The organism is Marinobacter sp., from assembly GCF_041686475.1.
Lineage (GTDB): Bacteria > Pseudomonadota > Gammaproteobacteria > Pseudomonadales > Oleiphilaceae > Marinobacter.
This window is the reverse complement of record NZ_JAWLDU010000046.1, coordinates 1-23,329: the sequence shown is the minus strand read 5'-3', so window position 1 is coordinate 23,329 and position 23,329 is coordinate 1. Positions and strand designations below refer to the sequence as shown.

General features: G+C 57.7%; 25 protein-coding genes and 2 tRNA genes. 2 read left to right on the top strand and 25 right to left on the bottom strand.

Features of this window, described 5'->3' with window-relative positions; all coding sequences use genetic code 11:
* From ACESMB_RS11225 to ACESMB_RS11190, 8 genes are all read right to left on the bottom strand, one after another.
* Positions 1 to 935: aldo/keto reductase (locus ACESMB_RS11225; RefSeq protein ID WP_372971561.1), on the bottom strand; the 935-nt coding region annotated here is incomplete at its 3' end.
* A gap of 21 nt (positions 936 to 956) precedes the next feature.
* Positions 957 to 1,964: an NAD-dependent epimerase gene (locus ACESMB_RS11220; RefSeq protein ID WP_372927474.1), complete on the bottom strand. Its 1,008-nt coding sequence runs from the start codon at positions 1,962 to 1,964 to the stop codon at positions 957 to 959.
* 19 nt (positions 1,965 to 1,983) lie between these two features.
* Entirely contained in the window at positions 1,984 to 2,712 is a 729-nt protein-coding gene (locus tag ACESMB_RS11215; protein WP_372927475.1) for a TIGR04219 family outer membrane beta-barrel protein, read from the bottom strand.
* 36 nt (positions 2,713 to 2,748) lie between these two features.
* The gene (gene purC / locus ACESMB_RS11210) at positions 2,749 to 3,462 is read right to left on the bottom strand and encodes a phosphoribosylaminoimidazolesuccinocarboxamide synthase (protein ID WP_372927476.1); all 714 of its coding nucleotides are present in this window, start codon (positions 3,460 to 3,462) and stop codon (positions 2,749 to 2,751) included.
* A gap of 44 nt (positions 3,463 to 3,506) precedes the next feature.
* The gene (bamC, locus tag ACESMB_RS11205; protein WP_372971560.1) at positions 3,507 to 4,604 is read right to left on the bottom strand and encodes an outer membrane protein assembly factor BamC; all 1,098 of its coding nucleotides are present in this window, start codon (positions 4,602 to 4,604) and stop codon (positions 3,507 to 3,509) included.
* Positions 4,605 to 4,641: 37 nt separating this feature from the next.
* A complete protein-coding gene (gene dapA / locus ACESMB_RS11200) occupies positions 4,642 to 5,517 on the bottom strand; it encodes a 4-hydroxy-tetrahydrodipicolinate synthase (protein ID WP_372971559.1) in 876 nt (291 codons plus the stop codon).
* 144 nt (positions 5,518 to 5,661) lie between these two features.
* Positions 5,662 to 6,732 carry an AI-2E family transporter gene (locus ACESMB_RS11195; RefSeq protein ID WP_372971558.1) on the bottom strand — a complete coding sequence of 357 codons (1,071 nt, stop codon included), beginning with the start codon at positions 6,730 to 6,732 and terminating at the stop codon, positions 5,662 to 5,664.
* A gap of 30 nt (positions 6,733 to 6,762) precedes the next feature.
* Positions 6,763 to 6,990, bottom strand: a complete 228-nt coding sequence (locus ACESMB_RS11190) for a sulfurtransferase TusA family protein (protein WP_372927385.1) — start codon at positions 6,988 to 6,990, stop codon at positions 6,763 to 6,765.
* 154 nt (positions 6,991 to 7,144) lie between these two features.
* On the opposite strand from ACESMB_RS11190, the gene ACESMB_RS11185 reads away from it, so the two are divergent.
* Positions 7,145 to 8,626, top strand: coding sequence for a M48 family metalloprotease (locus ACESMB_RS11185; RefSeq protein WP_372927386.1), 1,482 nt, complete (start codon positions 7,145 to 7,147; stop codon positions 8,624 to 8,626).
* Positions 8,627 to 8,628: 2 nt separating this feature from the next.
* Here the strand turns inward: ACESMB_RS11185 and nadA are convergent, their stop codons facing one another.
* The 15 genes from nadA to aspS all read right to left on the bottom strand — a co-directional run bounded on the left by nadA (position 8,629) and on the right by aspS (position 20,626).
* On the bottom strand, positions 8,629 to 9,690 hold the full coding sequence (gene nadA / locus ACESMB_RS11180) for a quinolinate synthase NadA (RefSeq protein ID WP_372927387.1): 1,062 nt from the start codon (positions 9,688 to 9,690) through the stop codon (positions 8,629 to 8,631).
* Positions 9,691 to 9,861: 171 nt separating this feature from the next.
* Positions 9,862 to 9,937, bottom strand: a tRNA-Lys gene (locus ACESMB_RS11175).
* A 67-nt stretch (positions 9,938 to 10,004) separates the two neighbouring features.
* A tRNA-Lys gene (locus tag ACESMB_RS11170) sits at positions 10,005 to 10,080 on the bottom strand.
* Between the two features lie 85 nt (positions 10,081 to 10,165).
* Entirely contained in the window at positions 10,166 to 10,939 is a 774-nt protein-coding gene (gene ybgF / locus ACESMB_RS11165) for a tol-pal system protein YbgF (protein WP_372927388.1), read from the bottom strand.
* Between the two features lie 12 nt (positions 10,940 to 10,951).
* Entirely contained in the window at positions 10,952 to 11,530 is a 579-nt protein-coding gene (gene pal, locus ACESMB_RS11160; protein WP_372927389.1) for a peptidoglycan-associated lipoprotein Pal, read from the bottom strand.
* A 69-nt stretch (positions 11,531 to 11,599) separates the two neighbouring features.
* Positions 11,600 to 12,880, bottom strand: a complete 1,281-nt coding sequence (gene tolB, locus ACESMB_RS11155; RefSeq protein WP_372927390.1) for a Tol-Pal system beta propeller repeat protein TolB — start codon at positions 12,878 to 12,880, stop codon at positions 11,600 to 11,602.
* Between the two features lie 62 nt (positions 12,881 to 12,942).
* Complete coding sequence (tolA, locus tag ACESMB_RS11150) at positions 12,943 to 13,992, bottom strand: cell envelope integrity protein TolA (protein ID WP_372927391.1); 1,050 nt, start codon at positions 13,990 to 13,992, stop codon at positions 12,943 to 12,945.
* A gap of 21 nt (positions 13,993 to 14,013) precedes the next feature.
* Positions 14,014 to 14,460 carry a protein TolR gene (tolR, locus tag ACESMB_RS11145; protein WP_372927392.1) on the bottom strand — a complete coding sequence of 149 codons (447 nt, stop codon included), beginning with the start codon at positions 14,458 to 14,460 and terminating at the stop codon, positions 14,014 to 14,016.
* A gap of 43 nt (positions 14,461 to 14,503) precedes the next feature.
* Entirely contained in the window at positions 14,504 to 15,193 is a 690-nt protein-coding gene (tolQ, locus tag ACESMB_RS11140; protein ID WP_372927393.1) for a protein TolQ, read from the bottom strand.
* Between the two features lie 14 nt (positions 15,194 to 15,207).
* On the bottom strand, positions 15,208 to 15,651 hold the full coding sequence (gene ybgC, locus ACESMB_RS11135; protein ID WP_372927394.1) for a tol-pal system-associated acyl-CoA thioesterase: 444 nt from the start codon (positions 15,649 to 15,651) through the stop codon (positions 15,208 to 15,210).
* Positions 15,644 to 16,672 carry a Holliday junction branch migration DNA helicase RuvB gene (ruvB, locus tag ACESMB_RS11130; protein ID WP_372971557.1) on the bottom strand — a complete coding sequence of 343 codons (1,029 nt, stop codon included), beginning with the start codon at positions 16,670 to 16,672 and terminating at the stop codon, positions 15,644 to 15,646. Before ruvB ends, ybgC begins: the two co-directional genes overlap by 8 nt.
* A 143-nt stretch (positions 16,673 to 16,815) precedes the next feature.
* Entirely contained in the window at positions 16,816 to 17,448 is a 633-nt protein-coding gene (ruvA, locus tag ACESMB_RS11125; RefSeq protein WP_372927414.1) for a Holliday junction branch migration protein RuvA, read from the bottom strand.
* A gap of 30 nt (positions 17,449 to 17,478) precedes the next feature.
* The gene (gene ruvC, locus ACESMB_RS11120) at positions 17,479 to 18,009 is read right to left on the bottom strand and encodes a crossover junction endodeoxyribonuclease RuvC (protein ID WP_372927413.1); all 531 of its coding nucleotides are present in this window, start codon (positions 18,007 to 18,009) and stop codon (positions 17,479 to 17,481) included.
* A gap of 9 nt (positions 18,010 to 18,018) precedes the next feature.
* Complete coding sequence (locus ACESMB_RS11115) at positions 18,019 to 18,768, bottom strand: YebC/PmpR family DNA-binding transcriptional regulator (protein ID WP_372927412.1); 750 nt, start codon at positions 18,766 to 18,768, stop codon at positions 18,019 to 18,021.
* Between the two features lie 52 nt (positions 18,769 to 18,820).
* The gene (gene aspS / locus ACESMB_RS11110) at positions 18,821 to 20,626 is read right to left on the bottom strand and encodes an aspartate--tRNA ligase (RefSeq protein WP_372927416.1); all 1,806 of its coding nucleotides are present in this window, start codon (positions 20,624 to 20,626) and stop codon (positions 18,821 to 18,823) included.
* A 183-nt stretch (positions 20,627 to 20,809) separates the two neighbouring features.
* Between aspS and fabR the strand changes: the two genes are divergently transcribed.
* Entirely contained in the window at positions 20,810 to 21,433 is a 624-nt protein-coding gene (fabR, locus tag ACESMB_RS11105) for an HTH-type transcriptional repressor FabR (protein WP_372927411.1), read from the top strand.
* A gap of 20 nt (positions 21,434 to 21,453) precedes the next feature.
* Here fabR and ACESMB_RS11100 read toward each other — a convergent pair whose 3' ends face one another.
* Positions 21,454 to 21,891, bottom strand: a complete 438-nt coding sequence (locus tag ACESMB_RS11100) for an HIT domain-containing protein (protein ID WP_372927410.1) — start codon at positions 21,889 to 21,891, stop codon at positions 21,454 to 21,456.
* Position 21,892: 1 nt separating this feature from the next.
* Entirely contained in the window at positions 21,893 to 23,236 is a 1,344-nt protein-coding gene (locus ACESMB_RS11095; RefSeq protein WP_372971556.1) for a UDP-glucose dehydrogenase family protein, read from the bottom strand.
* Between the last annotated feature and the right edge of the window lie 93 nt (positions 23,237 to 23,329).

Sequence of the window (23,329 nt, the reverse complement as noted above, 5' to 3'; positions counted from 1 at the left end):
GCCAGAATCTCGTCAATCGCTACCAGGGCTTCCTTGTCCAACGACCAGCCTTCGATATCACCCACCGGATCAAGCTGCTCGGGCCTTCTTGCACCCCAGAGCGCTGTTGTTACGCCAGGCTGATCAACCAGCCAGCGAAGCGCCAGGGCCAGTACATTCTTCTGGTAACGCTCGCGGGCAAACGCATCCAGTTCGGCCACGGCATTCAGGTATTGGCGATAGCGGTCACCCTGGAACTTGGGATCGTTCTTCCGCAGGTCGTCGCCGGTGAACTCCGTATCCGGACGCATTTTTCCGGTCAGCAGACCACGGCATAGCCCGCCGTAAGTGATGGTCGCAATACCGTGTTCCCGGCAGTATGGAAGGACGTCCTGTTCGATCTCCCTTTCAAACAGGTTATACGGCGGTTGCAGACTGTGCAGCGGCACGGATTGACTGAATTCCTTCATCTGGGAGGGGGAGAAATTGCTGACACCAATGGCACGGATCTTCCCGGCCTGATAGAGATTTTCAAGGGCCCGTGCGGTCTCTTCCATCGGCGTCTTCGGATCCGGCCAATGGACTTGGTAGATGTCGATATGATCCGTCTGCAGGCGTTTCAGCGAGTCCTCGATTTCCCGCTCTATGCGGGCTGCGGTAGCATCACGCCAGACCTTGTTGTGGTCGTCATTCCAGTTCAGGGCGACCTTGGTGGCCAGCGCAACCTTGTCACGCCGACCACCGGTGAGGGCTTTACCCACGATCTCTTCTGAACGCCCGAATCCGTATACCGGCGCGGTATCGATCAGACCGATGCCTTTGTCAATTGCGCGGTGAATGGTGTCGATGGACTGGGACTCGTCAGTGCCGCCCCACATCCAGCCACCTATCGCCCAGGTACCAAGGCCAACCGGTGTTACCTGAATATCAGTGTTTCCAAATGTTCGGGTTTCCATAGTGTCTCCCTCGCCATCTGATCAAACGTTGTAGAAATCCCGGTACCAGTCCACGAAGTTGGCAATGCCCTCTTCCACGGTGGTTGACGGCTTGTAGCCAACATCCGTGATCAGGTCATCGACATTGGCGTAGGTCGCCGGGACGTCGCCGGGCTGCAGGGGAAGCAGGTTCTTCTGCGCCTTCTTGCCAACGCGCTCCTCGATGATTTCGATGAAGCGGGACAGTTCCACCGGGTTATTGCTGCCGATGTTGTACAGGCGATACGGCGCCTTGCTGGTGCCGGGATCCGGGTTCGCGCCACTCCACTCGGGATTGGGTGTGGCTACACTGTCCAGGGTTCTGATAACACCTTCAACAATGTCGTCGATGTAGGTGAAGTCACGCCTGTGGTGGCCGTGGTTGAACACGTCAATGGGCTCACCGGCGAGAATTTTTTTGGTAAAGATGAACAACGCCATGTCCGGCCGGCCCCAGGGACCATAGACGGTGAAGAACCGCAGGCCGGTGGTGGGCATGTTGTAGAGGTGGCTGTAGGTGTGGGCCATCAGCTCGTTGGCTTTCTTGGAGGCCGCATACAGGCTCAGGGGATGATCCACGTTGTCATGCACGGAGAACGGCATGGATTCGTTGGCGCCGTACACAGAGCTGCTGGAGGCATACACCAGGTGCTTCACGTCATTGTGGCGACAGCCTTCGAGGATGTTGGTGAAGCCCACCAGGTTGGCGTCGATATAGGCATGGGGGTTTTCCAGCGAATACCGAACGCCAGCCTGCGCCGCCAGGTGAACCACCCGCTCCGGTTTGTGCTCCCGGAACAGCGCTTCCATGGCAGGCCGGTCAGCCACATCCTTGCGAACTTCGGTAAACCCCGGTTTGCAGGTCAGGCGTTCCAGGCGTGCTTCTTTCAGGGTGGGATCGTAGTAATCGTTGACGTTGTCCACGCCGATCACTTCATCGCCCCGGTCAAGCAGCCGATGCGCCAGATGCGAGCCGATAAAGCCCGCCGTTCCCGTAACCAGAATCTTCAAAGTCGTTCTCCCTGTTCCTTCAGAAGGTCAGCCCGGCACTTACAAACGGGCCACCCAGTTCAATGTCCAGACGGTCATCGCTGTCTTCGTAGTCAATACTGATCTGGCGATAGCCGGCACGGAGCTGCAATAAGGATAGCTGGTACTGGCCATAAGCGTTGTAGTCGTAGACCGAGTCGCCATCAAAGCTGATCAGGTTGGCCTCACCGCCTACGGACACGCCGGTCAGTGGAAGGTCAAACCGTGCTGCCAGGTAGCCCATTGGAACGACACCACTGACATCGGTCTGGGACACCTGTCCACCTGTTCTCGTCTCGCGAACGATCAGCTCGCCGTCCAGATTCCGTGCGGTCAGGCCCAGATCCAGGTTTACCCAGTTATCAAGTACCTCGTAGTAGAGGGTGACATCGAACTGGTCCAGATCAAAGTCGGAATCCACCTCACCGGAAACCTGGTCGAACTGGGTCGAAATCTCTCCCCGACCGCTCTGTTCGATGCGCGTGTAGTTCAGTCGCACATTTGGCAATAAAGGCACCGGGTGCTCGAAATAGGCACTCAGGTTGGCATTGGTATCGCTGTCCAGATCCAGGTCGTTTTCAACGTCGACCACGTCGTTGTTTTTGCCGGCATCCCCGGACAGGTCGGAGTCCCAGTAACTGATGTTGGCACCAACACCCAGTACGTCGGCAGAGGCAACGGGGGCCGCTATGATCAGTGAGCCACCCAGGGCGAGAATCAGTTTACGCATATAACACCTGTTTTTCTGTTTGTTGAGTTTGACAGATCAGTCAAAACTGATACCAAGCCTACGCCCCACTTCTTCGTAGGTTTCGATAACATCGCCCAGTCCCTGACGAAAACGGTCCTTATCCATCTTTTTACGGGTTTCCTTGTCCCAGATACGGCAGCCATCGGGGCTGAACTCGTCACCCAGTACGATATCGCCGCCTGAGCGGCCGAATTCGAGCTTGTAATCCACCAACAACATGCCGGCATCGTCAAACAGTGCCTTGAGGACATCGTTCACCTGATAGGTGAGCTCCTTCATTCTGGCCAGTTCATCCGCTTTCGCCCAGCCGAAACTGACTGCCAGCGACTCGTTCACCATGGGGTCGTGCATGGCGTCATTCTTCAGGAACAGTTCGAAGGTGGGCGGGTTCAGTTCCAGACCTTCTTCCACCCCCAGGCGACGGCAAAGGCTGCCGGCCGAGATGTTGCGAACCACGCACTCCACCGGAATCATATCCAGCTTCTTGACCAGCGATTCGGTTTCGGACAACAGACCTTCAAAGTGGGTGGGAACGCCGGCGGCTTCGAGTTTTTCCATGATAAAAGCATTGAAGCGGTTATTGACCATGCCTTTGCGGCTCAGCTGTTCTTTTTTCTCACCATCGAACGCGGACGTGTCGTCGCGGAACACCATCACGAAACGATCGGGGTCGTCGGTACGGTAAACAGATTTGGCCTTGCCTGCGTAAAGTTCTTCACGCTTTTCCATCTCGGGTCTCCGGATGTGCCCGCACTGCGCGGGCACTGCTTGCATTAGTAAAGGTATTCGAACAGTTCAGAGAGCAGCTCGGATGAACGGTCGTCGCCGGAGTAGTCTTCGGCACGTTCAACGGTCACTGCGATCTCGCCGCCTGTCTGGTCAAGCTGCACGTCGAAGGTGTGTTCCGGTTCCGGGTCGTCCGAGAACCAGCTGAACCAGCCGGATTCGCGGTCTGATTCCGGGCGGAAATCGACGTAGAAATAGCCCTCATCCCGGTTCAGATCCACAACCGGTACATCGGCTTCATCCAGTGCACGGCTGACCTCTGCCCAGGCACGGCCATAATCCAGGGTCATCACGATCTGCTGCGGGGTCTCGTTCTCGGAAACCAGGCGTACCAGCGGTTCACTGACCATGCCCAGCGCTGCCCGGGAATAGGACTTGCTGTCTTCACGCTCCTCCAGGTGCCCGGCCAGATCATCCAGCAGACGTTTGCTGGTGCTCAGCTGCTCCTCGCTGCGCCGCTCCTGGTTACCCCATGCGAGCAGTTCATCCGGGTCACCCTCAACTTCAAAGGTACGGAACTGGATCTCGGTGGTTTTACGCCGGACACCCGGCGCAATGCGCGCCAGAACGACCATGCGCGCTTCCTCGCCATCAGGGTTGTCTGACAGCTCCAGCAGTTCCCTTGCCTGTTTGCTGAAGTTCACCAGCTCACTCTGCAACAGGCCCAGTTGGGGGCTGTCGTAGGCTACACCGAGCCCGTTCTCGTTCATGTAGTTGGTCACCGCTGGCCACAGCCGGCCGGGCACGTCATTCACCAACAGCCAGATCTGGCCATCCAGCTCTTCGACCACGTAATTCTCATCGAGGATATCGGAGGTCATGTCGGGAGGATTGGGAATACTGTCGCGATACATCCGGCCTGAATCCGCAGCACTGATTTCACGGATCGGCATCACCTGGGTGAACTTTCCCTCGTCTGCGGTTTCCGGCAGCTTCAGTGGCTCGCCTTCCGGCTCGTCGATATAGCGCTCGGAGCGATCCTCGATAAGGCTACAGCCAGTGATGGCCAAAACAAGCATCAGGCCCGTAACGGGCCTGATGGAATGGGGGGATTTTCTGTTTTCTGTCCTGAACCTAAACGCCATCAGGCGACTCCAGTTACGATAGATGATACAGCCAGTCTCAGAGTACGCCTGAGGCCTTCAACGCTTCTTCCACTTCGCTGTGGAACTTGTCGCTCAGCGGGGTAAGCGGCAGGCGAATGCCCTCACCGATCATGCCCATGCGATGCAGCGCCCACTTGACCGGAATGGGGTTGGCCTCGAGGAAGAGCTTGCGGTTCAACGGCATCAGCAGTTCATTGAGCCTGTCGGTTTCGTCCTGATCACCGGAGACAGCCGCTTCACACAGGGCTGCCATGGCCCTGGGCGCGACGTTTGCGGTTACCGAGACGTTACCTTTGCCGCCGGCCAGCATCAGCCCGGCTGCGGTGGCGTCGTCACCGGAGTACACCACCAGCCGGCCCTTGACCGCTTCGATCAGCTCGGAGCCACGGGGAATATTGCCGGTGGCATCCTTGATGCCGATGATGTTGGGGATATCCGCGAGGCGTTCAACGGTTTCGTTGAGCATGTCGCAAGCGGTTCGGCCTGGCACGTTATAAAGAATCTGATTCACCGGAACCGCTTCGGCGATGGTCTTGAAGTGACGGTAAAGGCCTTCCTGGGTCGGCTTGTTGTAATAGGGCACAACCAGCAGGCAGGCGTCCGCACCGAGCTTGTGGGCTTCTTGTGTCAGTTCAATGGCTTCGCGGGTGCTGTTGCCGCCGGTGCCGGCGATAACAGGGATGCGGCCGTCGACGCGTTTTATGATATGGCCGATGACCCGCATATGCTCGTCCGGGTCCAGCGTTGCGGATTCACCTGTCGTGCCAACGGCGACAATACCATGCGTCCCGTTGTCGAGATGAAAGTCCACCAGTTTATCTAGGTGCTCCCAATGAATGCTGCCATCGGAATGCATGGGTGTGACCAGTGCGACAAGGCTCCCCGTAATCATAAAAGCTCCGTACGAATAAAAACGATATGGTAATGTTGGGCACCACCTGACACAAGGGAATTAAAGGAGATGTCATGTCAGCGCAGGCTGCAACGTCCCTTTCACGAGTTTGCAGGCACTACTGCAGGAGATCAAACAGCAATTCTATCCGGTTCCGACGGACTTACCTTCGTGGACCGGCCAGGCAGCGAATATGGCCTTGAGCATGGTTGCCAGGGGGATGGCAAAAAACACTCCCCATAGCCCCCAGATACCCCCGAAAAACAGAACCGCCACGATAATCGCAACCGGATGCAGGTTGTTTACTTCCGAGAACAGGACCGGCACCAGCACATTGCCATCCAGCGCCTGGATGACGCCATAGGCGACCATGACCCAGATAAATTCACTGCCCCAGCCAAACGCGAACAGCGCGATTACCGCCACGGGGATGGTCACCACTGCGGCCCCGATGTAGGGAATCACCACACTCAGCCCGACCATCAGCGATAGCAGCACGGCATAAGGCATACCCAGCAGCTTGAAAGACACATAGGTCACCACCCCGACAATCAGTATCTCAACAGCCTTGCCGCGGACATAGTTGGCGCACTGCAGGTTCACTTCGTGCCAGATCCGCACCATCATCGGCCGCTGGGAAGGCAGCATCCGCGACAATGATTCAAGAAGCACCTGACGATCCTTGAGGAAAAAGAACACCAGGATCGGTACCAGTACCATGTAGATCAGCAGCGCAACCAGGTCCGGTATACTGGCCAGGGAAAACGATACCAGCCACTGGGTCATGCGCCCTGCTTCGGTGGTCACCTGATTGTAAATGGTGTTTAAACCTTCCATGGAAATCAACGTCGGGTACTGCTGGGGGAGCACTTCAAGGTAGGACTGCATTTCCCTGAAAATCCGGGGGGCTTCGCCGGCAAGCGACGCGACCTGTGCCCAGAGCAGCGGCAACAGGCCAAACAGGAATCCGATCAGGACTCCGAGAAACCCGACAAAGACGCCGACGATGGCGACGATTTCCGGCACACCCATCCTGTTGAGCTTGGTAACAAGGCCCTGGAGAATGAACGCAATGATGACCGACGCAATGGCCGGCGCCAGCATGGAACCGAACAGGATGACAAAGACAACCCCCGCCAGGATCAGCAGGAAAAGAATGACGGCTTCTTCATCTGAAAAGTATTTGTGAGCCAGACCACGTAAAATTCTTATCATTAATGTCTCCGAACGGTCTCTACTGCAGGCTTAGCCGCCGCACTTTATCACAAAGGTGAAGCAGCCACCCTGTTCGGATGAACTGACGAGCTCATGGGCAGAAAGCCTGAGGAACGCAGGAATGTCCCTTGCCGAGCCTGAATCTGTGGCAATAACCTCCAGCTCCTGGCCCGGGTCCATGCTGTTCAGTTCAAGCTTGGTTTTCAGTAACGGCATAGGACAGCGAAGCCCTGATGCATCAAGTGTTCGGTCAGCCATGACAACGAGATACCCGTCTGTACAAAAGAAGAGCCGGCATTATGCCGACAGTGTTACTTTAATGCATCACAATCGTAACAGGCCATACAGGAACGAACTTTCAGTGGCACAATGCTGTCTGACGAGAACCTATGACAAGGGACACCACCCATTGATGACCCCGACAGATCGAAGCCCGCTGGCCTGGCAGGGCCTACTGGCATTCACACTGATGTTGCTGTTGACGGTGTTTTCAGGCAAAGCGCTGGCCCAATCCCCGGACAGCACCCTGCCCTCCATTGGCGGAGCGGGCGGGGGCGGCCTTATTTCCGGCCAGCAGGAAGCCGATATCGGCCGCCAGGTCATGACCTCAATCCGCCGCTCGGCACCACAGATTACCGACCCGCTGGTCTACGACTATCTCAGCTCGATCATTTACAAACTGGTTCCATCTGCCCCACTGTCCAGCAGCGACCTGACTCTGGCCATTATCGACAGCCCGGACATCAACGCATTTGCGGTTCCTGGCAATATTGTCGGCGTCAACGGTGGCCTGTTCCTGAACGCCAGCAGTGAACAGCAGTTTGCCTCGGTATTGGCGCACGAACTGGCACACCTGAGCCAGCGACACTTCGCCCGACGCCTTGAGCAACAGGAAGCCAGTGCCCCCATGACCATCGCCGGCATGATTGCGGGGATCGTGCTGTCAGCGGTGACGCAGTCCGATATTGGCATTGCCGCTATTGCCGGCACCCAGGCAATGGCGATACAGAACATGCTCGCCTACAGCCGCGCTCACGAACAGGAAGCCGACCGTGTCGGTATGGAAATACTGGCAGATGCCGGCATGGACCCCCGGGGAATGCCGGAAATGTTCGAAATCATGATGCGGCAGAACCGGCTGCAGGGCAATCGGGTGCCGGAGTACCTGTCTACCCACCCACTCACCCAGAACCGCGTTTCCGATACCCGTAATCGTGCCGAACAGTATCCCCGCCGGGATGTCGCCGACGCACAGGAATACCACCTTGTCCGCTCACGACTGCAGGTGCGATACGCCAGATCACCCGAGGTTGCCCTGGAAACCTTCCGCGATTACCTGGAACGCTCCGACACCGAGAAGCCCGACGCGGTACGATACGGATTTGCGGTGGCTCTGCTTCGCAGCGGCAACTACGACGATGCAATTGGCGAACTTGAAACGTTGCTGGAAGGCACGCCGGGGCGAATTACCTATCAGGTCACCTTTGCCGAGGCCCTGATTGAGCAGGACCGCCTGCAGCAGGCCCGCGAACTGCTGCGGGATGCACTGGATCGCAATCCGGGCAATTACCCCATCACCGATATGCTGGCCGACGTGGAAATTGAAGACGGCAATGGTGAACGCGCAGCGGATTACCTGCACCGACTCACCCGTGAACTACCCCATAAGGAACATCTTTGGCTGCGGCTTGCGGAGGCTGAAGGGATGGCCCGGAATATCGTGGGTGTTCACCGGGCCCGCGCTGAATACGATATCCTGATGGGCGACCTTGAATCTGCCGAGCGCCAGCTGCGTCAGGCCCAGCAGAGGCTGCCGGCGGGCGCGCCCCTGAGACAGGTGGTAACGGAACGTCTGTCCCAGGTTTCCTCCAGGCTCAACCAGCGGCGCAGCTGATATCAGGCGTTGCCTGCGGCCTTCAGATTCATGTTGGCGGTGAAATCCAGCATCCGCTGAAGTGGCTTGAGTGCCTGCTCCCGCATCGCCGGGTCAACGTGGACTTCCTGATCGCCGTTCTCAATGACGGACAACAGGTTCTCCAGCCCGTTCATGGCCATCCATGGGCAGTGTGCACAACTGCGACAGGTCGCTCCGTTACCGGCCGTGGGAGCCTCAATCAGTGTTTTGTTGGGCGCCAGCTGCTGCATCTTGTAGAAAATGCCGTTGTCTGTGGCAACAATGAACTGCTGGTTGGGCAGCGTCTGTACCGCGTGTATCAGCTGGGATGTGGACCCCACCACGTCAGCCATTTCCACAACTGCGTCTGGTGATTCCGGGTGGACCAGCACTGCGGCATCCGGATACAGCGCCTTGAGATCTTCCAGCCCGCGGGATTTGAACTCTTCATGGACAATGCACGAACCATCCCAGAGCAGTACATCGGCGCCCGTGGTTTTCTGAACATAATGACCGAGGTGCTTGTCCGGGGCCCAGAGGATTTTCTCGCCCCGTTCATCCAGTGATTCAACGATCGCCTGGGCACAGCTGGAGGTGACGACCCAGTCAGCCCTGGCCTTCACAGCGGCGGATGTGTTGGCGTACACCACGACCGTTCTGTCGGGATGCTCATCACAAAAGGCCGCAAACTCGTCGGCAGGGCAACCAATATCCAGGGAGCAGGTTGCTTCCAGGGTTGGCATCAGCACCCGCTTCTCGGGGTTGAGAATTTTCGCCGTCTCACCCATGAAGCGAACGCCGGCAACCACGACGGTGGATGCCTTGTGCTGATTCCCGAAACGGGCCATTTCGAGGGAATCCGCCACGCAGCCACCGGTTTCCTCTGCCAGCCGCTGAATGTCCGGATCCGTGTAATAGTGGGCTACGAGCACAGCGTCCTGCGCCTTGAGGGCAGCCCGGATGCGGGTTTCAAGATCGGCTTTTTCAGCCTCACTGAGGCTTTTGGGCTCAGCCTTGTGTGCCAGGTGCTCCTGAACCAGAATACGGTCTTCACCTCGTGTCATCACTGCATCTCTGTATTGCGTTAAAACATGCGGAGTATATCACTTTAAGTCGGTTACGCTCCCTACCGTCAGATGTATGACCGTATAGCCAAAAAAAAAGAGCCCTGAGGCTTTTTATTTCACCCCGGGGCTCTTTTTTCAACACAGAGCAGAATTTGCTGACTGTTTTGTTGGTGGGTCGTGAAGGATTCGAACCTTCGACCAATTGGTTAAAAGCCAACTGCTCTACCAACTGAGCTAACGACCCGCAACTACCAGCCCGTTTCCGGGCCCGGAACCAAGCAATGACTCAATCCACCGCTTCGTTCGCAATTTGGTGGGTCGTGAAGGATTCGAACCTTCGACCAATTGGTTAAAAGCCAACTGCTCTACCAACTGAGCTAACGACCCAAACGAGGCGCATATAGTAATGATTTTTCAGCGCCGATCAACCCCTAATTCCCAGGTTTCTTAACATTCTTCACGTCAAAGGAAATCAGGTGTTGCCGGAATCCAGGTACTTCTGTGCCAGCTCTGCAGCACGGGTATCCGGGTAATCCTCAAGCACGCTTTCCATACGTGAGCGGGCCTGATCTTTTTCACCCAGCCGATCCAGTGTGACACCCAGCTTGTAGACCGCGTCCGGGGCCTTGCGATGATCGCCATATCGAGTGGCGACAATGGTAAAGGCCTGCCGCGCCTGTTCCAGCTGATCCTCAACCAGATAAACCTCACCCAGCCAGTAATAGGCATTTACCGTGAGATCGCCTTCATCGTACTCATCAATAAAATCGTACAACCCGTTGATCGCCTGGTCGTAGTTCTTTTCCTCATGAATCAGGGTCTGGACGTCCTGGTAAGCGCTTCGCTCCTCGTCGGATGGTTGGCGGTAGATCTTGGTCTTGACGCCCGAGTCACCACCTCCGGCACTGGAATCACTGCTATCCTCGCTGGTCTCCGGTGCTTCAGCCACTTTTTCGGAGAGCTTGAGAATTCGCTGGTCAAGATCGATATACCGATCCCGGGACTGTTTCGTCAGACGGTCGATCAGGTTTTGCTGCTCTTCCACCCGGCCCTGCAGGCGGCGAACTTCGCCCTGCAATTGCTGGATCATGTAGAACAGCTCGGCGTTGGCCTGGCTGTTGCCGGCCTTGCGCTCGGCTTCCGAGGAATTGTCCTGGAAAACCGGGGAAACGGATTGCGCCAGCGCACTGCCCACCGACCCGAAGGCCAGCGGGAGTAACACTGTCGCCATGAGCAGATGTCTCATGGGGTTAGCCTGTTACTGGAATACAAGTTCAACGCGACGGTTCTGGGCCCATGCGCTCTCGTTGGACTCCATCTCTGCCGGCTTCTCTTCGCCGTAGCTGATGGTTTCCGTCTGGCCACGGGATGCACCGTTTACGATCAGGAAGCGCTCAATGGCATTGGCGCGACGCTCACCGAGGGCAAGGTTGTATTCCTTGGTGCCGCGCTCGTCAGCGTGACCTTCAATGCGCACGTCCTGGTCCGGGTTGTTCTGCAGATAGCGGGCGTGGGCAACCAGCACTTCGCGGGCTTCAGACTTGATTTCGGCAGTGTCGAAATCAAAGTAGAAGGTTGTGATTTCACGCATCGCCTGTTCTTCGGCGCGCTCAGCACGCTCTTCAGCGGCCTGGCGCTGCTCTTCAGTCATCTCCGAGGAAGAAACGCCATCCTCGTCATCACCGCCGTACACGGTGCTGCCACCGTCCTGATCTACCGCGGATACATCCGAGCCACTGTCCGCACCTTCCGTTGTATCGCCGGTGCTGCTACAACCGGCAATCAGGCCCAGGGAAAAAATCAGGGCCAATGCTTTGTGTTGCGTCGTCATGTTCATATTCACTTCCTTCCTGTTGATGATCTCTTGTTCGTAAGCCAACGAACCCAGCGGGTTCGGGGTTCCGGTCTAACGTGCAATTGGTGACCATGCCGGTTCGCGGACGTCGCCCTGTGAAGCCGGCAGACTATAAGCTGCGCCGCCATCCGCGGCAATTACAGTTAGTACACTGTTTCCACTCTGCTTGGTCGCATAGATCAGCATTCGACCATTGGGCGCAAGACTGGGTGACTCATCGGATCCTGTTCGCGTGAGTACAGTCTCCTCCTCGGTTCTCAGATCCGTGCGGGCAATATGGAAAGATCCGTCCCGCTGGTGCACGTAATAGACGTACTTGCCATCGTTATCGGGTCGGGGGCGTGCATTATAGCGACTGCCAAAGGTTATCCTGCGGGGTGAGGCGTCCTCACTGGACTTGTGATAAACCTGTGGGCCTCCGGAACGGTCCGACGTAAAGAAGAAGCCGTCGCCGGTATGATCCCAGGTAGCTTCGGTATCGATGGACCAGTGGTTCGTCAGGCGCTTGAGAGACCCGCTTTCAATGTCGAGCTTGTAAATTTCCGCATTTCCGTCCTTCGACAGGGTCACCAGCAGTGAGCGGCCATCATCGGACCACGCGGGGGCCGAATTCAGGCCCGGATAGTCGGCAATCCGTGTTCGGTCACCTGTTGCAAGCTCATGGATGTAAATGGCCGGCTTTCCGGTTTCAAAGGAGACGTAGGCGAGCTTCCTGGCATCCGGTGACCAGGCCGGAGACAGGATCGGCTCGTCGCTTTCGAGCCGGACCCTGGCACGTTTGCCATCAACATCACTGACCTGGAGACGGTACATGGATTCACCGCCGGAGCGCTCAAGCGTGATGTAGGCAAGCTTGGTGGAGAAGGCGCCGGGCACGCCGGTAATGGCTTCATAAACCCGGTCGCTGATGTGATGGGCAAGGCTGCGGGTGCTGTTGACCGACGAAGAGGCGGTTGCACCCATAACGCGTTCTTCGCGATTGACGTCAAACAATTCGTAACGGGCTTCGACCCGGTCGCCCTTGCGGGTCAGCTGGCCGACCAGGACATAGCGCTGGCCAAGCAGGCGCCAGTCGCGGAAGTAGACCTCGTCGCCTTTCGAAGGCAGGCTCAGCATCTTTTCCGCTGACAGCGGGCGGAACTCGCCCGTCATGGTGAGATCGTCCCGCACGATGCTGCTTATCTTGTCACCGGACGGCATGTCGCCGGATTCAGAAAAGGGAACAACCGCTACCGGAATGGCGGAATCCGCGCCTTCGGTAATCCGTATCAGCAGCTCGGCACTGGCAGGGCTGCTTCCGATCATTACCGCAATCATCAGTAGCCACGCCATTGCAACACCTGGAAGCCCTGTGCCTGTATCTGTCCGGTTCGTCATCTGAGTTCCCATTATCCTTATCGTAGCCGCCGGGGATTGAATTCAATCGTAAACTGGCGGAAATAGCGTTCAAACGTGTCACGATCATCCGGAATCGGATACCGGCTCAACGACTTCACTGCCCCAAGCGCCGAGTTATCAAATGCGGTATTGCCACTGGTGGAGACAAGCTTTACCGACTCAAGTTCACCAGTGGGAAGCAGGGTTATCTGCAACCTTGCAGTCATCTCCTCTGTTGCCGACGACGGCGGATACCAGGCCTGGCTCAATCTCTCGCGAATCAACGCCTGGTATTTCTGGCTCTCCGAGAGCATCTGGGCCTCGCGTGCCTTGGCTGCTGCCGCTTCACGACGCTGCCGCTCCTCGGACTGGCGTTGCTGCTCTGACTCGTCTGCCAGGGCCTCAAGCTGTTGTTCTTTCAGGCGGCGCTCACGTTCCTTGCGTTTACGCTCAGCCTCGAGCCGCTCTTCCTCTTCCCGGGCCTTGCGCTCCGCTTCCTCCTGTCTGCGCTGTTCTTCAGCACGGCGTTTTTCTTCCTCGGCCTTGCGGGCAGCCTCTTCCTGGCGACGCTTCTCTTCCTCTGCTTTCTGGCGCTCACGCTCTTTCGCTTCTGCCTCGGCTTTTTGACGAGCGGCTTCTTCTTCCGCCTGACGCTGCTCCTCCCGCTCCCGCTCTGCCGCTTCTTCCTGACGCTGGCGTTCCTGCTCGCGTTCCCTTTCCTGCTGGATGCGTCGCGCTTCTTCCTGCTCGCGCTGCTCTTCTTCCGCTGCTGCCTGCCGACGCTCCTCCTCTTCCTGCTGTCGCTGCCTTTCTTCCTCTTCCTGCCGGCGCTCTTCATCCCGGTCAGGCTGGTCCACCGGCTCTGTTACCGGGCTGGGCTCCGGCTCGTTCTGGGTTACAAGCCGCGCAGAAATGCTGGGCGGCTGCGGATCCTCCCGGGGAGTCGACCAGGACCAGCCTGCCAGCGCAACCCCCAGGATCAGCCCGTGCATAAGAACGGAGAGAACGACAGGCGACTTCCAGGGTGGCTGCCCCGCACTGGTTACATCACGCTCATGACCTCTCACAAAAACCTGCCTGCCCTATGCTCACTCATCGTTGGTGGCTGCTTCGGTAATCAGACCCACGTTGGTCGCCCCTGCCGCCTGCAACTGGGACATGAGGCGAACCACCGTACCGTATTCCACATGCTCGTCACCGCGCACCAGAACCTCGCGGTCTGTGCGCTGGGAAAGGATCTTGGATATCCGCTCACGGACGTCACCCAGCGACATCGGGTCACTGCTCTCATCTCCGACATCCATGAAATAAGCGCCATTGCTGTCAACCGAAACCACAATGCTTTCCACGTTCTTGTCGGACTCGATCGGCTCAGAGGTTGTCTCCGGCAAGTCCACCTTCACACCCTGCACCAACATTGGCGCGGTCACCATAAAGATGATCAGCAACACCAGCATTACGTCGATATAGGGTACAACGTTGATTTCCGACATCGGCTTGCGGCGGTTTGCCGGCATCATTCCCATGCCTTTCATGTTTCTGTACTCCCGATTGCCTGTCTGTTATCGACAACGCCTGTCACGTGGCTGTTTGCTCGCTGCTGTGAACCCGGCGATGGAGAATGCTCGAGAACTCCTCGGCGAAGGTCTCGTAGTTCTTCAGCAATGCGTCCGAGATTGACGAGAAACGGTTGTAGGCGATAACCGCGGGAATGGCTGCGAACAGGCCCATGGCGGTGGCGATCAGCGCCTCGGAGATACCCGGTGCAACGGTGGCCAGGGTAGCCTGTTGCACCTGCGCCAGGCCACGGAATGAGTTCATGATGCCCCAGACGGTACCAAACAGACCGATGTAGGGGCTGGTGGAACCCACCGTTGCGAGGAACGGCTGATGCATTTCCAGCCTTTCCTGCTCCCGGGAGAACGCCACCCGCATGGCCCGCTGAGTGCCCTCCATGACCGCATCCGCATCACGGCTTTGCTGGCGCAGACGGGAAAACTCCTTGAAGCCGGCACGGAACAGGGATTCCATACCGGAGAAAGGCGTGGGGTCACTGTTCACCTCGCGGTAAAGCTGCCCCAGATCCATACCGGACCAGAACCGTTCCTCGAAGGCCTGCTGTGCCTGCTTTGCCTTGCGGAACACCTGGATGCGCTGAAAGATCAGCGCCCAGGAGACAATGGAAGCCAGCGCAAGCAACAGCATGACCAATTGGACCAGTACGCCGGCATTGGCGACGAGATACCAAACAGAAAGTTCTGACTCCACCTTTTACTCCTGGGTTATTCCACTTGTGAATTGGTTTTCCTGTCGCTTTCCAGCAACTCCAGCATATTAGCGGGCAGCCGCCTGGGCCGGCCGGAATCCAGTGCAATACAGGCTACACGAACATCCGCGGATGCCAGAACGGCCTCGTCATGAGCCCGCACTACCTGCTGCTGAAAATCCATCCAGACCCGGCCAAACGCTACCGGCTCCGCCGTTACCCGCAACTCGTCGTCCAGCCTGGCGGGTACCCCATAATGAATCGACAGTCGCTGGACCACGTAGCTTACGTTTTCCTCCAGCCCTGCCCTCAGACCAACACCCCGGCTGCGAACCCATTCGGTTCGGGCGCGCTCCATATAATTCAGATAAGTGGCGTGGTACACAATGCCACCGGCATCGGTGTCCTCAATATAGACCCTTACTGGCAGACCCGACGATGGCTTATAGCGCTCAGTCAAAGAGATCCTCCCCTTTCGGCCCGGACGGCACCACGCCAAAATGCTGATAGGCATTGGAGGTAACCATTCGGCCTCGCGGGGTCCGCACCATATAACCCTGCTGGATCAGAAAAGGCTCCAGCACATCTTCAATCGTGCCACGCTCTTCACTGATGGCCGCTGCCAGGCTTTCCACGCCCACCGGCCCGCCGTCAAATTTTTCAATCATGGCCAGCAGTAGCCGCCGATCCATGTGGTCAAACCCAAGGGCATCCACTTTGAGCATGTTCAGGGCCCGGTCGGCAATGGACTCACTGATGCAACCATCCGCCTTTACCTCGGCAAAGTCACGAACCCGTCTCAGCAAACGGTTGGCAATCCGGGGGGTACCCCGGGAACGACGGGCAATTTCATAGGCGCCGCTGTTGTCGATTGTGACGGAAGACAGGCGCGCGGAACGAAGAATGATATCAGTCAGATCTTTGGTATTGTAAAACTCCAGGCGCTGGACAATGCCAAAGCGATCCCGCAGCGGTGACGTCAGCAACCCTGCCCTGGTTGTGGCTCCCACCAGGGTAAAGGGTGGCAGATCCAGCTTGATGGAGCGTGCTGCCGGCCCCTCTCCGATCATGATATCCAGCTGGTAGTCTTCCATGGCCGGGTAGAGCACTTCTTCCACGGCAGCACTCAGCCGGTGAATCTCGTCAATAAAGAGCACGTCGCCTTCTTCGAGATTGGTCAGCATTGCCGCAAGATCGCCCGCCTTTTCCAGCACAGGACCGGAGGTGGTCTTGATGGATACGCCCATTTCGTTGGCGATGATATTGGCGAGGGTGGTCTTGCCCAGGCCGGGAGGACCAAAAATAAGCACGTGATCCAGGGCTTCCTGCCGACCACGGGCCGCGGCGATGAATATCTCCATCTGTTCCCGAACCGTAGGCTGGCCAACATAATCAGCCAGCACGCCCGGGCGGATAGCACGGTCCTGAACTTCCTCGTATTGTCCGGCCTGCGATGAAATCAGGCGATCCGACTCAATCATTGAACTACCCGCTCAGAGGGAATCAACAACATGCCTGTACACTCGTGTCGGGCCATTGGTGCCCCAATTGTACAAACCGTTCTTTTGCTGTCACGTTACGCTCTCTACACAATGCGCACCAGAGCTCCCGAAGTGACGGGCCGCTAACTGGCGGGGATCATATTCCTCAACGCCAACCGGATCAGCTCCTGGCTCGACATGCCATCCTCAGCTACTTTGCTGATGGCTTTTGACGCTTCCTGAGGCTTGTAGCCAAGCGCTATCAGGGCAGCTTCTGCTTCCTCTGCAGGATGGTGCACCGTTGCCGTTGCCGCCCCGGAAGCACCGGGGCTGACTGTCGCGCTGGGAGACCCGGGTGAGAACTGTCCCTCAAGTTGCCCTATACGATCCGTCATTTCAATAAGCAGTCGCTCCGCGGTTTTCTTGCCAACCCCCGGTAACTTGACCAGGGCGTTGGCATCGCGGGCTTCTACACAGCGGATAAACTGATTGGCATCGAGCCCGGACAGAATGCCGACAGCAAGCCTTGGGCCTACGCCATTCACCTTGATCAGCAAACGGAACAGATCGCGATCGAGCCGGGAAGAGAAGCCGAACAGACTCTGGGCGTCCTCGCGCACGACAAAATGGGTATGCAGAACCAGTTCTTCGCCGGGTTCCGGCAGGTTGAAGAAAGTGGTGAAGGGAATGTCGACTTCGTAACCCAGCCCGTCGCACTCTACCAGTGCCTGGGCGGGGGACTTCTCGATCAGGATGCCTCGGATACGACCTATCAACGGGTTTCTCCCTGGAATTCAGTGGCTCTGTTAGTGTCTTCTGACCCGGCCGCTGCGCACCTTGCCGCCGCCACCGGTAGCGAGTCGCGCCACACTCTGGCTCATGTGGGCATGGCAGAGTGCAATCCCCAGTGCGTCGGCCGCATCCTCCTGGGGCTTGCGGGACAGGGCCAGCAGCACCTGAACCATGTGCTGCACCTGACTCTTGTCGGCGCCGCCCTTACCCACCACGGCCTGTTTGACCTGGCGGGCAGAATATTCATGAACTTCCAGGCCACTGTTGGCCGCGGCCACAATAGCTGCTCCCCTGGCCTGCCCCAGCTTCAGTGCCGAATCCGGGTTACGGGCCATGAACACCTGTTCGATGGCAAAGTCGTTGGGCCGGTATTCGCCAATCAGCGTCGCCAGGCTGTGAAAAATGGTTTGCAGGCGTTCCGCCATGGGCTTTTCGCCAACCCGGATGCAACCGCTGTCAATGTACTCGATCACCCGGCCTTCAGCACGAATAATGCCGTAGCCGGTAATGCGTGAACCCGGGTCGACCCCCATGATTATCGACACATTGCATCCTTATTGGTGGAGCGCCTCCATCACCTCGTCCGGTATTTCGGCGTTGTGATAGACATTCTGTACGTCGTCCAGGTCTTCCAGCATATCGATCAGCTTGAGTATGGGCTCGGCGCCCTCTTCGTCCAGCTCGACGGTCGTCGACGGCACCATGGTGACTTCGGCGTTATCCGGCACCAGCCCTGAATCCACCAGGGATTGCTTCACGTCCAGAAACTGATCCGGGGTAGTGACTATCTCGAAGGAGCCATCGTTGAGGGTGGCCAGGTCCTCGGCACCGGCAACAAGGGCCGCTTCCATCAGCCGGTCCTCGTCCATTTCCGGGCTGAAACTGATGATACCCTGCTTGCTGAACAGATAGGCGACGGAACCGTCTGTGCCGAGATTGCCGCCCATCTTGTTGAAGGCGTGACGTATCTCGGCAACCGTGCGATTGCGATTGTCTGTCATCACTTCCACAAAGATGGCGACCCCACCGGGGCCATAGCCCTCGTAGGTCAGCTCTTCGTAGTTGCTGTCGTCACCATCACCAGCACCCCGTTCAATGGCGCGCTCGATGGTGTCTTTTTTCATGTTGGCGGTGAGGGCTTTGTCGATAACGCCCCGCAGCCGCGGATTGTCATCGGGGTTTCCACCACCCTGGCGGGCTGCGACCGTCAGTTCACGGATGATCTTGGTGAAGATCTTGCCGCGCTTGGCATCCTGGGCCGCTTTACGGTGTTTGATGTTGGCCCATTTACTGTGTCCAGCCATGATCAACTCCGTTCAATCGCGGAGCACACGCAGCGTGTGCTCCGGCTTGGTTTTACTGGTTTTCCGAAGCTTCCTGTTTGGCCTCACCGGCCTTGGCTGCCGGCTTGCGCCGGCGGATATGCAGCTCGCGCAGCTGCTTGTCATCAACTTCACCCGGCGCCTGGGTCATCAGGCAGGTGGCGCTCTGGGTTTTCGGGAAGGCAATCACGTCACGAATGGAGCTGGCGCCGGTCATCAGCATGATCAGGCGGTCGAGGCCGAATGCCAGGCCACCATGGGGAGGACAACCGTACTTGAGGGCATCCAGCAGGAAGCCGAACTTGGCACGGGCCTCTTCGTGGCCGATACCCAGGGTGCGGAACACGCTTTCCTGCATTTTCTCATCATGGATGCGGATGGAACCGCCGCCCAGCTCGGTGCCGTTCAACACCATGTCATAGGCGCGGGACAAGGCGGTTGCCGGCGAAGCCTGAAGTTCCTCTGCGGAGCAAGATGGCGCCGTAAAGGGATGGTGAATTGCCGTCAGGCCGCCGTCCGGCGTTTCCTCGAACATCGGGAAGTCCACCACCCACAGCGGTGACCACTCAGCCGTCAGCATGTTCAGGTCGTGACCAACTTTGATCCGCAGCGCTCCGAGAGCTTCGTTGACGACGCTGGTCTTGTCGGCACCAAAGAACACGATATCGCCGTCTTCAGCACCGGCGCGCTCGATGACCGCCAGGGCAACGTCATCCCCGAGGAACTTGATGATTGGCGACTGCAGGCCTTCCACGCCCTTCGACAGGTCATTGACCTTGATGTAGGCCAGGCCCTTGGCGCCATAGATACCCACATACCTGGTGTAGTCGTCGATCTGTTTGCGGGTCAGTTCGCCACCCTTGGGAACACGCAGGGCAGCCACACGGCCCTTGGGATCGTTGGCGGGGCCGGCAAACACCTTGAAATCCACGCCGGCGACCATGTCACCCACATCCACCAGTTCCAGCGGAATACGCAGGTCAGGCTTGTCACTGCCGTAGCGTTGCATCGCCTCGGAGTATGGCATGCGGGGGAATTCCGGCAGATCCACCTCCAGCACGTCCCTGAACAATGAACGAATCATGCTCTCGTTCAGGGTCATCAGTGTTTCCTCGTCAATGAACGAAGCTTCCACATCTACCTGGGTAAACTCCGGCTGGCGATCAGCGCGCAGATCTTCGTCACGGAAACACTTGGCAATCTGGTAATAGCGGTCGACGCCGGACACCATCAGCAGCTGCTTGAACAGCTGAGGCGACTGGGGCAGCGCGAAGAAGGAACCTTCGTGGGTGCGGCTGGGAACCAGATAGTCGCGGGCGCCTTCCGGTGTGGCGCGGGTCAGGATCGGGGTTTCCACATCCATGAATCCGTTGCTGTCCAGGAAGTTGCGGATATAGCTGGTCACCCGGGAACGAAAGCGCAGGCGGTTCAGCATTTCCGGGCGGCGCAGGTCCACAAAGCGGTATTTGAGGCGAACGTCCTCACCCACGTCCACATGCTCATCCAGCGGGAAAGGAGGTGTGGCTGCGGCGTTCAGAATGTTCAGTTGCTTGCCCAGCAATTCCACCTGGCCGGTGGGCATGTTGGCATTCTCGGTACCGGCAGGACGGCGACGAACCCGGCCTGTTACCTGGATAACGAATTCGCTGCGGACTTTCTCCGCCAGATTGAAACTCTCGGGGGTATCCGGATCGAACACAACCTGGGAAATGCCATCCCGGTCACGGAGGTCCAGAAAGATCACCCCACCGTGGTCACGGCGACGGTGAACCCAACCGCAAAGTGTGACTTCCTGATCAATGTGAGATTCGTTGATTCCACCGCAATAATGACTGCGCATACCGGTTCCCGTTGTATCTGATGTGTGCATAAAAGTTTGCAAAAATGGTTTTGGCGGACCCTACTGCAAAAGCGGCCCATTATAAACACAATGGCTGCGAAAATCAGGCATCCGTCACCGTGGGTGACGGTAAAACTTTTGGCCGCTAGAATGGGCCGCTTTACCACCCTTTGGAGCTACCGCTTGTCAGCCCGAGCCGAACAGAAACTGCGCACTCGCCGTGCCCTGATGGACGCCGCCCTGGCTCAATTGAGCGCGGACCGGGGCTTCGGCAGCCTGAGCTTGCGGGAAGTGGCACGGGAAGCTGGCATAGCACCCACTTCCTTCTACCGGCACTTCAGCGAACTGGATGAGTTGGGGCTGGCTCTGGTGGACGAAGGCGGCGTGGCTCTACGGCAGCTGATGCGCCAGGCCCGCAAGCGGATTGCGCGGGACGGCAGCGCCATCAGTACCTCGGTGGATACCTTTATTGAGTACCTGGAAAATAACACCAACCTGCTCAGGTTGATGTTGCGGGAAAAAACCGGCGTATCCAAGTCTTTCCGAACCGCCATCAGGGCAGAAATCGATCATGTGGTCACCGAACTGGCGGACGACCTGAACCGGTTTGCGGAGCAGCAGCGAAAGCCCCTGTACGAAGCCCGACTGGTCGCAGAAGCCATGGTAACACTGGTTTTCAACCAGGGTGCAGAAGCGCTGGATGCCACGTCCAGAGAAAAGCAAGAGTTGAAGGCCAAACTGAAAAAAGAACTCAGGATGATCCTCCTTGGCTCCCAGACCCTGGCCCGTGCTGCCCACAGGAAATAGGCAGCTGCTATCCCCCGCTTTCAGATTTCTGGCCCAAGGGCCTTGATAACCGGCTCCAGCCTGCTGGTTACAGCGGCCAGTTCGTCGGCACTGTAGGCTTCCGGAGGCTGTTTACCCCATACCGGCCCGGGCCAGGCCGGATCGCCCTCATGACGAACTATGTGATGCAGATGGAGTTGCGGCACCATGTTGCCCAGGGCGGCGACATTCAGCTTGTCTCCGCCAAACACCTCCATCATGCCCTCTCCCAACAACGAGGACTCTGCCAGCAGCTGTTGCTGCTGGATCTGTGTCAGCTGGTAGATCTCCCGCACACCGGCAACACGGGGTACCAGGAGAATCCAGGGCCAGTGACTGTCGTTCATCAACCGGATTTCGCACAAGCCGCTTTGCCCGAGGCTGACGGTGTCAGCCTCAAGGCGCTCATGGAGTGCGAACGGCTGTTCAGCGCCATTCATATCAAGATCCGTGAAACTGATTCTGGCCACGGCCGATGGCGTAATAGATCATGCCATGGCGTTCCAGCATTTCAGGCTCGTACAGGTTGCGGCCGTCGAATACCGCCGGCTCCCTGAGTGCAGCGGCAATAGCCGCAAAGTCCGGTGAGCGGAATTCCTTCCACTCGGTGCAGATTGTCAGCACATCAGCGCCTTTCAGCGCCTGCTCCTTGGTGCCACAGAGCGTGAGCCCAGGCTGGTCGCCGAAGATACGCTGGGTTTCTTCCATGGCTTCCGGATCAAATGCCTGCACGCTGGCGCCCGCGTTCCATAGATCCTGCATCAGCGCACGGGCTGGCGCCTCACGCATATCGTCGGTATTGGGCTTGAAAGCCAGCCCCCAGATGGCAACCACCTTGCCTTCCAGGTTGCCGTTGAAGTAGTGACTGATCTTGTCAAACAGTACATGCTTCTGGGCCTTGTTCACGGCTTCGACCGCATTCAGGAGCCGGGACTCGTAATCGCAGTCCCGGGCGGTGCGGGCCAGCGCCTGAACGTCTTTCGGGAAACAGGAACCGCCGTAACCACAACCAGGATAAATGAAGTGGTAGCCGATGCGGGGGTCGGAGCCGATACCGCGGCGCACGTTCTCAATATCCGCTCCCAGCCGTTCCGCCAGGTTGGCGATTTCGTTCATGAAGCTGATCTTGGTGGCCAGCATGGAGTTGGCCGCGTACTTGGTCAGTTCGGCCGAACGGACGTCCATGAAAATCATCCGGTCATGGCTGCGGTTGAACGGGTAATAAACCTCGTGCAGCAACTCCATGGCCCGCTCGCTGTCGGTACCCACGATAATACGATCCGGCTTCATGAAGTCATTGATGGCCGCACCTTCTTTCAGGAATTCCGGGTTGGACACCACATCGAATTCCAGCTCCAGGCCGCGATTGTCCAGTTGCGAACGCACCGCATCTTTGACCTTGTCCCCGGTGCCAACAGGCACGGTGGACTTGTCGACAACCACTTTGTAGTCATCCATGTACTGGCCGATGGACTTGGCCACCGCCGTCACATATTGCAGGTCGGCGGAGCCGTCTTCATCCGGTGGCGTACCTACCGCAATGAATTGCAGAACGCCATGGGCAACGGCTTCTTCAGTATCCGTGGTGAACGCAAGGCGGCCGGCTTCAACGGTATGCCTGACAATGGCTTCGAGCCCCGGCTCGTAGATGGGGATCTGCCCGTTCTTGAGCTTTTCAATCTTGCCCTGATCCACGTCCATGCACAGAACATGATGGCCGACATCGGCAAGACAGGCTCCGGTGACAAGCCCTACGTAACCGGTACCGAAAATAGTAATCTTCATCCGTTAAAAACCCTGATATCTGAAATGTGTTGTAAGCGTTGAAACAGGCCCGTATCAGCCCTGCTTGTCCTGCCAGATTTTTTCCCAGGCCAG

Bases quoted from the DNA above. Each gene is read 5' to 3' on its own strand.
- ACESMB_RS11215 (WP_372927475.1), bottom strand. From the start codon at position 2,712: ATGCGTAAACTGATTCTCGCCCTGGGTGGCTCACTGATCATAGCGGCC.
- purC (WP_372927476.1), bottom strand. From the start codon at position 3,462: ATGGAAAAGCGTGAAGAACTTTACGCAGGCAAGGCCAAATCTGTTTAC.
- bamC (WP_372971560.1), bottom strand. From the start codon at position 4,604: ATGGCGTTTAGGTTCAGGACAGAAAACAGAAAATCCCCCCATTCCATC.
- dapA (WP_372971559.1), bottom strand. From the start codon at position 5,517: ATGATTACGGGGAGCCTTGTCGCACTGGTCACACCCATGCATTCCGAT.
- ACESMB_RS11195 (WP_372971558.1), bottom strand. From the start codon at position 6,732: ATGATAAGAATTTTACGTGGTCTGGCTCACAAATACTTTTCAGATGAA.
- ACESMB_RS11190 (WP_372927385.1), bottom strand. From the start codon at position 6,990: ATGGCTGACCGAACACTTGATGCATCAGGGCTTCGCTGTCCTATGCCG.
- ACESMB_RS11185 (WP_372927386.1), top strand. From the start codon at position 7,145: ATGACCCCGACAGATCGAAGCCCGCTGGCCTGGCAGGGCCTACTGGCA.
- nadA (WP_372927387.1), bottom strand. From the start codon at position 9,690: ATGACACGAGGTGAAGACCGTATTCTGGTTCAGGAGCACCTGGCACAC.
- ybgF (WP_372927388.1), bottom strand. From the start codon at position 10,939: ATGAGACATCTGCTCATGGCGACAGTGTTACTCCCGCTGGCCTTCGGG.
- pal (WP_372927389.1), bottom strand. From the start codon at position 11,530: ATGAACATGACGACGCAACACAAAGCATTGGCCCTGATTTTTTCCCTG.
- tolB (WP_372927390.1), bottom strand. From the start codon at position 12,880: ATGGCGTGGCTACTGATGATTGCGGTAATGATCGGAAGCAGCCCTGCC.
- tolR (WP_372927392.1), bottom strand. From the start codon at position 14,460: ATGAAAGGCATGGGAATGATGCCGGCAAACCGCCGCAAGCCGATGTCG.
- ruvB (WP_372971557.1), bottom strand. From the start codon at position 16,672: ATGATTGAGTCGGATCGCCTGATTTCATCGCAGGCCGGACAATACGAG.
- ACESMB_RS11115 (WP_372927412.1), bottom strand. From the start codon at position 18,768: ATGGCTGGACACAGTAAATGGGCCAACATCAAACACCGTAAAGCGGCC.
- aspS (WP_372927416.1), bottom strand. From the start codon at position 20,626: ATGCGCAGTCATTATTGCGGTGGAATCAACGAATCTCACATTGATCAG.
- ACESMB_RS11100 (WP_372927410.1), bottom strand. From the start codon at position 21,891: ATGAATGGCGCTGAACAGCCGTTCGCACTCCATGAGCGCCTTGAGGCT.
- ACESMB_RS11095 (WP_372971556.1), bottom strand. From the start codon at position 23,236: ATGAAGATTACTATTTTCGGTACCGGTTACGTAGGGCTTGTCACCGGA.